General features: G+C 51.9%; 7 protein-coding genes. 3 read left to right on the top strand and 4 right to left on the bottom strand.

The window, feature by feature from the left end; translation table 11 throughout:
• Positions 1–873, bottom strand: an 873-nt coding sequence (gene nadC / locus AC1DUO_RS22445; RefSeq protein WP_477988821.1) for a carboxylating nicotinate-nucleotide diphosphorylase, incomplete at its 3' end; no start/stop codon positions are given.
• Between the two features lie 94 nt (positions 874–967).
• Here nadC and ampD point away from each other — a divergent pair.
• Positions 968–1,540 carry a 1,6-anhydro-N-acetylmuramyl-L-alanine amidase AmpD gene (gene ampD, locus AC1DUO_RS22450; RefSeq protein ID WP_013576991.1) on the top strand — a complete coding sequence of 191 codons (573 nt, stop codon included), beginning with the start codon at positions 968–970 and terminating at the stop codon, positions 1,538–1,540.
• A gap of 59 nt (positions 1,541–1,599) precedes the next feature.
• On the top strand, positions 1,600–2,454 hold the full coding sequence (ampE, locus tag AC1DUO_RS22455) for a beta-lactamase regulator AmpE (protein WP_013576990.1): 855 nt from the start codon (positions 1,600–1,602) through the stop codon (positions 2,452–2,454).
• Between the two features lie 71 nt (positions 2,455–2,525).
• Here the strand turns inward: ampE and AC1DUO_RS22460 are convergent, their stop codons facing one another.
• The 3 genes from AC1DUO_RS22460 to aroP form a co-directional block, all read right to left on the bottom strand.
• The gene (locus AC1DUO_RS22460) at positions 2,526–3,500 is read right to left on the bottom strand and encodes a glycoside hydrolase family 43 protein (protein WP_037033411.1); all 975 of its coding nucleotides are present in this window, start codon (positions 3,498–3,500) and stop codon (positions 2,526–2,528) included.
• Positions 3,493–4,935, bottom strand: coding sequence for a glycoside-pentoside-hexuronide (GPH):cation symporter (locus tag AC1DUO_RS22465; protein ID WP_013576988.1), 1,443 nt, complete (start codon positions 4,933–4,935; stop codon positions 3,493–3,495). Before AC1DUO_RS22465 ends, AC1DUO_RS22460 begins: the two co-directional genes overlap by 8 nt.
• Positions 4,936–5,151: 216 nt before the next feature.
• Positions 5,152–6,522: an aromatic amino acid transporter AroP gene (aroP, locus tag AC1DUO_RS22470; RefSeq protein WP_015690460.1), complete on the bottom strand. Its 1,371-nt coding sequence runs from the start codon at positions 6,520–6,522 to the stop codon at positions 5,152–5,154.
• Between the two features lie 429 nt (positions 6,523–6,951).
• Here aroP and pdhR point away from each other — a divergent pair, with 429 nt between their 5' ends.
• Complete coding sequence (pdhR, locus tag AC1DUO_RS22475; protein ID WP_013576986.1) at positions 6,952–7,722, top strand: pyruvate dehydrogenase complex transcriptional repressor PdhR; 771 nt, start codon at positions 6,952–6,954, stop codon at positions 7,720–7,722.
• Positions 7,723–7,777: the final 55 nt, after the last annotated feature.

The following is a 7,777-nucleotide window of genomic DNA, read 5'->3' on the forward strand; positions in this document are numbered from 1 at the left end:
ATCCATGGCTCTGACATGCTTGGTCAGCGCGCCGACAGAAATGTAATCCACGCCGGTTTCCGCGAATTCGCGGAGCGTTTTTTCCGTCACGTTACCGGAGACTTCRAGTAGCGCACGGCCTGCGGTGATGGCAACGCCTTCACGCATCATCGGCACAGTGAAGTTATCCAGCATGATAATGTCAGCACCCGCATCCAGCGCCTGCTGAAGTTCATCCATGGATTCGACTTCTACCTCGACGGGCACGTCGGCGTGGATCCATAAGGCGCGTTCTACGGCGGCTTTTATCGAGCCACAGGCAATGATGTGGTTTTCTTTAATCAGAAATGCATCGGCAAGACCAAGGCGGTGATTGCTTCCGCCACCGCATAACACGGCATATTTCAGTGCCGTACGCAGGCCAGGCAAGGTTTTCCGGGTATCGAGCAACTGAGTTTTTGTGCCATCAAGGATTTTCACATAGTGATTCACTTCGGTTGCCACACCGGACAGGGTTTGCACGAAGTTAAGAGCGGTGCGCTCACCGGTCAGCAGCATGCGTGCGGAGCCTGAGAGTTCACATAAGGTCTGGTTTTCAGAAACGTGGTCGCCGTCTTTGACATGCCATTTGACGGTGATTTTATCGCCTGCCAGTTGGAGAAAGACTTCGTCCAGCCAGCGCTGGCCGCAGAAAATACCGGCTTCGCGGGTAATGATGGTGGCGTTAGCATTTTTGTCTTGCGGCAACAGTTGAGCAGTTAAGTCATTGTTGGCATTGGCTTCGCCCCCAAGATCCTCACCGAGAGCCTGAGTAACAAGAGAAGGAATATCATTCTGGATACGTTCGAGTAACTGTGCGCGGCGACTTTCACGGCTGTAGCTGCGGGTAGACATACAAATACTCCGAAATGGCGGATAAGAAGGACAAAAAAACATGCTACCCTGTTGCTGTGATAAGTACCACCTGAGCACATCATTGAGGTCTTTGATGCACTTAAAACAAGGCTGGATAACAGAAGCCCGGCAGGTCGTTTCCCCTCATTTTGATCTCCGTCCTGAAGATGAAATTCCCTCATTGCTGGTGATCCATAACATCAGTTTGCCGCCTGGAAAATTCGGCGGTCCTTATATTGATCAATTGTTTACCGGTACACTGAATCCGCAGGATGATCCTTATTTTGAAGGGATCAGTCACTTACGCGTTGCTGCGCATTGTTTAATTCGTCGTGATGGCGAGATTGTGCAATATGTGCCCTTTGATAAACGCGCCTGGCATGCGGGTGTATCCAGCTGGCGGGGGCGTGAGCGCTGTAATGATTTTTCGATTGGTATTGAGCTGGAAGGGACGGATTTTGAGCCTTTTACTGATGCGCAATATCGCAACCTGGTTGCCGTTACTGAGTTGTTAATGAAGCATTATCCCATTAGTCTTGAGGCAATTACCGGACACAGTGATATTGCCCCCGGGCGTAAGACCGATCCCGGCCCTGAATTCGACTGGGCATTTTATCGCAAGCTGTTAGCGCTGCCGGTAGGGCAGAATGACCTTTCTGACCTGTAATTAACCGGTTTTCGGTTTCGTTTTTACGGGTGTGATGTGTTTAGAGAGAGTGACAATCGATGACGTTATTTACTTTGCTCCTGGTGCTGGCTTGGGAACGCTTGTTCAAACTGGGTGAACACTGGCAGTTGGATCATCGGTTTGAGGTGATTTTCCGCCGCGGCCGGCAGGCTTCTCTGGCTAAAACGCTGGTCATTACGATTGTCTGGATGGTGATCATCTGGGCAGTATTGCGCGCAGTGCAGGGGATCTTCTTCGGGGTGCCAACCCTGATTTTCTGGGTGATTTTATGTCTGCTGTGTATTGGCGCTGGCATCAAACGCAAGCATTACCGTGCCTACCTTAAGTCCGCCCGTCAGGGCGATGCTGATGCCTGTAAGGAAATGGCAGAAGAGCTGGCCTTGATCCACGGGTTGCCGACAGATTGCAGCGAAGAAGCCCGGCTGAGAGAGCTGCAAAATGCGCTGCTTTGGATTAACTACCGTTACTATCTCGGGCCGTTGTTCTGGTTCGTGGTTTGTGGGCCTTACGGACCGATAGCGCTGGGCGGTTATGCCGTATTGCGCGGTTACCAGACCTGGCTGGCGCGCCATATGCCGCCGTTGAAACGTTCGCAGTCCGGCGTGGATGCCCTGTTACATATTCTCGACTGGATCCCTGTTCGTCTGGCCGGCGTGGCTTATGCATTGCTTGGTCATGGCGAGAAAGCCTTACCGGCCTGGTTTGCTTCGCTGGGCGATATTCACTCTTCGCAATACCATGTATTAACGCGGCTGGCGCAGTTCTCTCTGGCGCGCGATCCGCATACCGATCCGGTACAGACACCTCGCGCTGCTGTGAGCCTCGCGCGTAAAGTGACGATGATAATCCTGGTGGTTGTAGCGCTGCTGACGATTTACGGCACCTTGATTTAATTCTCTTTTATCATCCGATATTGCATAAAAAAGCCCGGTACATTTTTAGTGTCCGGGCTTTTTGCTTTTTGTCAGTGCTGTTTTTGTAACGTCAGCGGACGGTTATCGGCGGCGGGTTCTCCGAAATCGGGCATGCCATTCTCGTCCCAGCGGAAGGTTTTAATGCGCGTATGCCGGTTCGGGTCGTACAGCGGATCACCCTCAATTTCAGTGTAGTTTCGGGCATGATATACCAGCACGTCTGCGCCCTGTTCGTTGCGAGTGAAGCTGTTATGTCCCGGCCCGAACTGCCGGTTCTGGGCCTGCGTGGTGAATACCGGACGCTGGGATTTATGCCAGCTCGCCGGATCCATCAGATTGCTGTTGATGTCTGCAGTGAGGAGGCCGATACAGTAATTTTCGTCGGTGGCGCTGGCGGAATAGGTAATGAAAATTTTATCACCGTGTTTGATCACCGCCGGCCCCTCATTAACCCAAAAACCGATGATTTCCCAGTCCAGCTCCGGCTTGCTGAGCATGACGGGCGGTGATTTCAGCGTCCACGGGTTTTCCATTTCGGCCAGATACAAATTGGAGTTTCCGCGAATTTCCGGGTCTTTCTGCGCCCACAGATAATAGCTTTTGCCCTGATGCTCAAAGTGCGTGGCATCGAGCGAGAAGCTGTCGATCGGCGTCTGGATCCGGCCTTTCTCCTGCCATTTCCCTGTGAGCGGATCCGCCTCTTCACACACCAGCGCATACATTCTGTGCTGGAATAAGCCGTCAACAATCTCCTGTGAGGGGGCGGCCGCGTAATAGATCACCCATTGTCCGTCGATAAAATGCAACTCCGGTGCCCAGATAAGTGCGCTCATCGGGCCGGTATCAGGTTTATGCCAGACAATGGTGGCTGGCGCGTCGGCAAGCCCTGTCAGCGTTGGCGAGCGGCGGATCTCCAGCCGGTCATATTCAGGCACTGATGCGATAAAGTAATAGTTTCCGTCGCTGTGCAGCCAGATATGCGGATCTGCACGTTGCTCAATCAGCGGGTTGGGATAATTACTCATGTTTCAGCTCCTTGCTGGTCAGTGGGACGCTGAGTGCTTCTGCGTCCTGTGCATTTTTCTCGTCGTGATATTCATTCAGCTCGCGGTAATTACGGCGGCGAATCTCCAGATCTGCCTGAATGGTACGCATGGTTTCGCGATCAACTTTCAGTAAGCGTACAACACCGGCAGTGATGAGGTAGCCCACGCCAGGAATGACGGTGAACAACAACATGATGCCGTTGATGGCATGGTCGCTTTGCTGCGTTGCGCTGGCATTGTAGCCATACGCGGAGAGCAGGAAGCCGACCATCGCGCCCGCTACCGCCAGTCCGCATTTCAGGAAGAACAGGTTACCGGAGAAGCTGATGCCGGTAACACGTTTGCCGGTTTTCCATTCGCCGTAATCGTCAACGTCGGCCATCAGCGACCAGTGCAGCGGGGAAGGGAGCTGGTGCATGATGTTGAGGATGAAGTACGCTACCAGAATAAGCGTGGTGGCGTGCGGGTCGAGGAAATAGAATCCGCAGGAGAAAATGGTCAGGATGATATTGGCCCAGAAGAACACTTTCAGTTTGCAGTATTTATCGGTCAGCGGTTTTGCCAGTGCACTGCCGATCATCATGCCCACCACGCCGAGGCTGATAAACATGCTGGCAAAGGATGTGGATTTTTCCATTACCCAGGTGACGTAATACATAGTGGCTGCCATACGGATAAAGCCCGGGCACACGTTGCAGAACGTCAGCAGCAGGATGCGTACCCACTGGTCGTTTTTCCACACATCTTTCAGGTCAGATTTTAAGGCATGTTTTGACGGTACCGCAGGCTGAATACGTTCTTTTACCGAGCTGAAGCAGAACAGGAACATGAACAGCGCGATGATTGCCATCACCCCCATCGACATCTGATAGCCCTTGGCTTTGTCTGCGCCACCGAAAAAGTCGGCCATCGGCAGTAAGGTGGAAGACAGGATCAGCGTCGCGATCCCTACCATAAAGAAGCGGTAAGACTGGCAGGCAACACGCTCATGCGGATCGGCTGTAATGACGCCGCCCAGCGAGCAGTAGGGAATGTTGATGGCGGTGTAAGTCAGGGACATCAGGAAGTAGGTTACAAACGCATAGATAACTTTGCTGTTGTAACTCCATTCTGGTGTGGTGAACATCAGCACACTGAACAGTACGTATGGCACCGAAACCCATAACAAATACGGGCGGAATCGTCCCCAGCGGGTGGTGGTACGGTCAGCAATCGCGCCCATGATCGGGTCGGTGACGGCGTCGATAACACGCACTGATAGCAGCAATACGCCAACCAGTGCCGGGGCTAAACCGAAGATATCTGTGTAAAAATAATTAAGAAACAGCATGATGGCGCCGCCAATCATATTGCAGCCCGCATCCCCCATTCCGTACGCCACTTTCTCTTTGAACGACAGTGCGCCTTCCTTCATGGATGTTCTCTCCGGATTGTGGATAAAAGGATTTTGTTAAAAAACTGTTTGTTAGCCCTGAGTATTGGCCGGAGAAGGGAAGAGGGGTCAGGAGGTAAGAGTCATGAAGATGGACATTTTGGTCATACGGGAGGAAATGTGACGTACCTAACAAAGCGCCCCGGTAAGTCTTCACTTAACCGGGGCGCTTTTTCGTTTCAATTTTAAAACGAATACTTAAGCGTTAACGGATTTCCCGCTTTGCTGATTTTTGACCCAGTAACCGATGGCCAGAACTACCAGCCACACCGGGATCAGCCATACGGAGATCGCCATGCCCGGGGTGATAGCCATGATCACCAGAATTGCCGCCATAAACAGCAGGCAGATATAGTTACCCAGCGGATACAGCAGCGCTTTGAACTTAGGTTCCACGCCTTCACGACGTTTCGCCTGACGGAATTTGATGTGCGCCAGGCTGATCATCGCCCAGTTGATCACCAGTGCAGACACCACCAGAGCCATCAGCAGACCAAACGCTTCACCCGGCATCAGGTAGTTAATCAGAACACACAGCGCTGTGGTGGCAGCAGAAACGAGGATAGAAGCCACCGGCACGCCGCGCTTGTCGACGTTGAGCAATGCTTTAGGCGCGTTGCCTTGCTGAGCCAGACCAAACAACATGCGGCTGTTGCAGTAAACACAGCTGTTATAAACCGACAGCGCTGCCGTCAGGATCACCACGTTCAGAGCATTCGCTACCAGTGCATCACCCAGGTCATGGAAGATCAGCACAAACGGGCTGGTATCCGGCCCGACACGGGTCCATGGCATCAGGGAAAGCAGGACGGCAAGTGAGCCCACATAGAAAATCAGAATACGGTAGATAACCTGATTGGTTGCTTTAGGAATGCTGGTTTCCGGATTATCCGCTTCAGCAGCAGTAATCCCGACCAGTTCCAGGCCACCGAAAGAGAACATGATGATCGCCATCATCATCACCAGCCCGGTCATGCCATGGGGCAGGAAACCGCCTTGCTCCCACAGGTTGCGAACTGTTGCCTGAGGGCCTGCCGTGTCGCTGAACAGCAGCCAGCCACCGAACAGAATCATCGCCACCACGGCAACCACTTTGATGATCGCAAACCAGAACTCCATCTCGCCAAACACTTTAACGTTAGTCAGGTTGATAGCGTTGATCAGCACGAAGAAAACCGCAGCAGAAGCCCATGTCGGGATTTCCGGCCACCAGAATTGAATATATTTACCGACGGCAGTCAGTTCGGCCATCGCGACCAGAACGTACAGCACCCAGTAATTCCAGCCGGAAGCAAAACCCGCAAATCCGCCCCAGTATTTATAGGCAAAATGACTGAATGAACCGGCAACCGGTTCTTCAACCACCATTTCACCCAACTGACGCATAATTAAGAATGCGATAAAACCCGCAATGGCATAACCGAGAATAATCCCCGGCCCTGCGGACTGAATGACGGAAGCACTGCCCAGAAACAGCCCTGTACCGACGGCCCCACCTAATGCAATCAACTGGATATGCCGGTTTTTGAGACCGCGCTTCAGCTCATCGCCTTGTTGTTGATCAACCATTTACCTGTCCTCTGTCATTGGGGCAAAACCCATAACATTCTGTGTGTTAGAGAGAATGTAAGGCGATAATTACACTTTTTGTATCTAATTATTTACGGCTGGATTGTGCCTAAAAATCAGGATCATCTACCGTTCGGGCAAGAATAATGTTATGCGGAAAAGTTTGCACGGGGTTTATGCATCATCTGCATAACAAATAGCCAAATTGACTGTAAATTTGTTCAGGATCCATAAAATGTGATCTGAGGCCGGGTAAAAAAGATAAATGATAAAAATTTGTTAAAATGTGCGGGGTCGACGCATTTACTGGGTAGCCATATGGACACAAGGTGAATACTTTGTTACTTTACGGCCACGTTTTTTAAATTGGTATTACCAATTGACTCCGGCAACTTAACAGAGTCGCTACTCGCAGAGAACCGCACATATATGGCTTACAGCAAAATCCGACAGCCTAAGTTATCCGATGTGATCGAGCAGCAACTTGAGTTTCTGATCCTCGAAGGCACCTTGAGACCCGGGGAAAAGCTTCCGCCAGAGCGCGAACTTGCCAAACAGTTTGATGTATCGCGACCTTCTCTCAGAGAGGCAATCCAAAGCCTGGAAGGGAAGGGGCTACTCCTGCGCCGTCAGGGTGGTGGTACTTTCGTACAAAGTAACCTGTGGCAAAGCGTGAGTGATCCGCTGGCTGAGTTACTGGCCGACCATCCTGAATCACAATTCGATCTCCTTGAAACACGACACGCCCTTGAAGGTATCGCTGCGTATTACGCGGCGCTTCGTGGCACAGAGGAAGATCTGCAGCGCATTCGCGATTGTCACGTGGTCATTCAGACCGCACAAGACAGCGGAGATCTGGACGCAGAAGCCGACGCGGTTATGCAGTATCAGGTCGCTGTAACAGAAGCAGCCCATAATGTGGTGCTGCTGCATCTGGTTCGCTGTATGGGGCCGATGCTCGAGAAGAACGTTCGACAGAACTTTGAATTGCTTTACTCACGCCGGGAAATGCTGGCGACGGTAAGCAACCACCGCGCCAGTATTTTCGAGGCGATTGTTGCACGGGAACCAGAAATAGCGCGTGCCGCATCTCACCGTCACCTGGCGTTCATTGAAGAAGTTTTGCTGGATCTCAGCAGGGAACACACCCGGCGGGATCGGTCTTTACGACGGCTCCAGCAACGAAAAGATGAAAGTTAACCATCAGGGTTAATTTTTAGAGCCTTCATTTGAGGGCTCACGGCAACTACATGAC

It is taken from the genome of Rahnella sp. P4_A8, assembly GCF_056402435.1.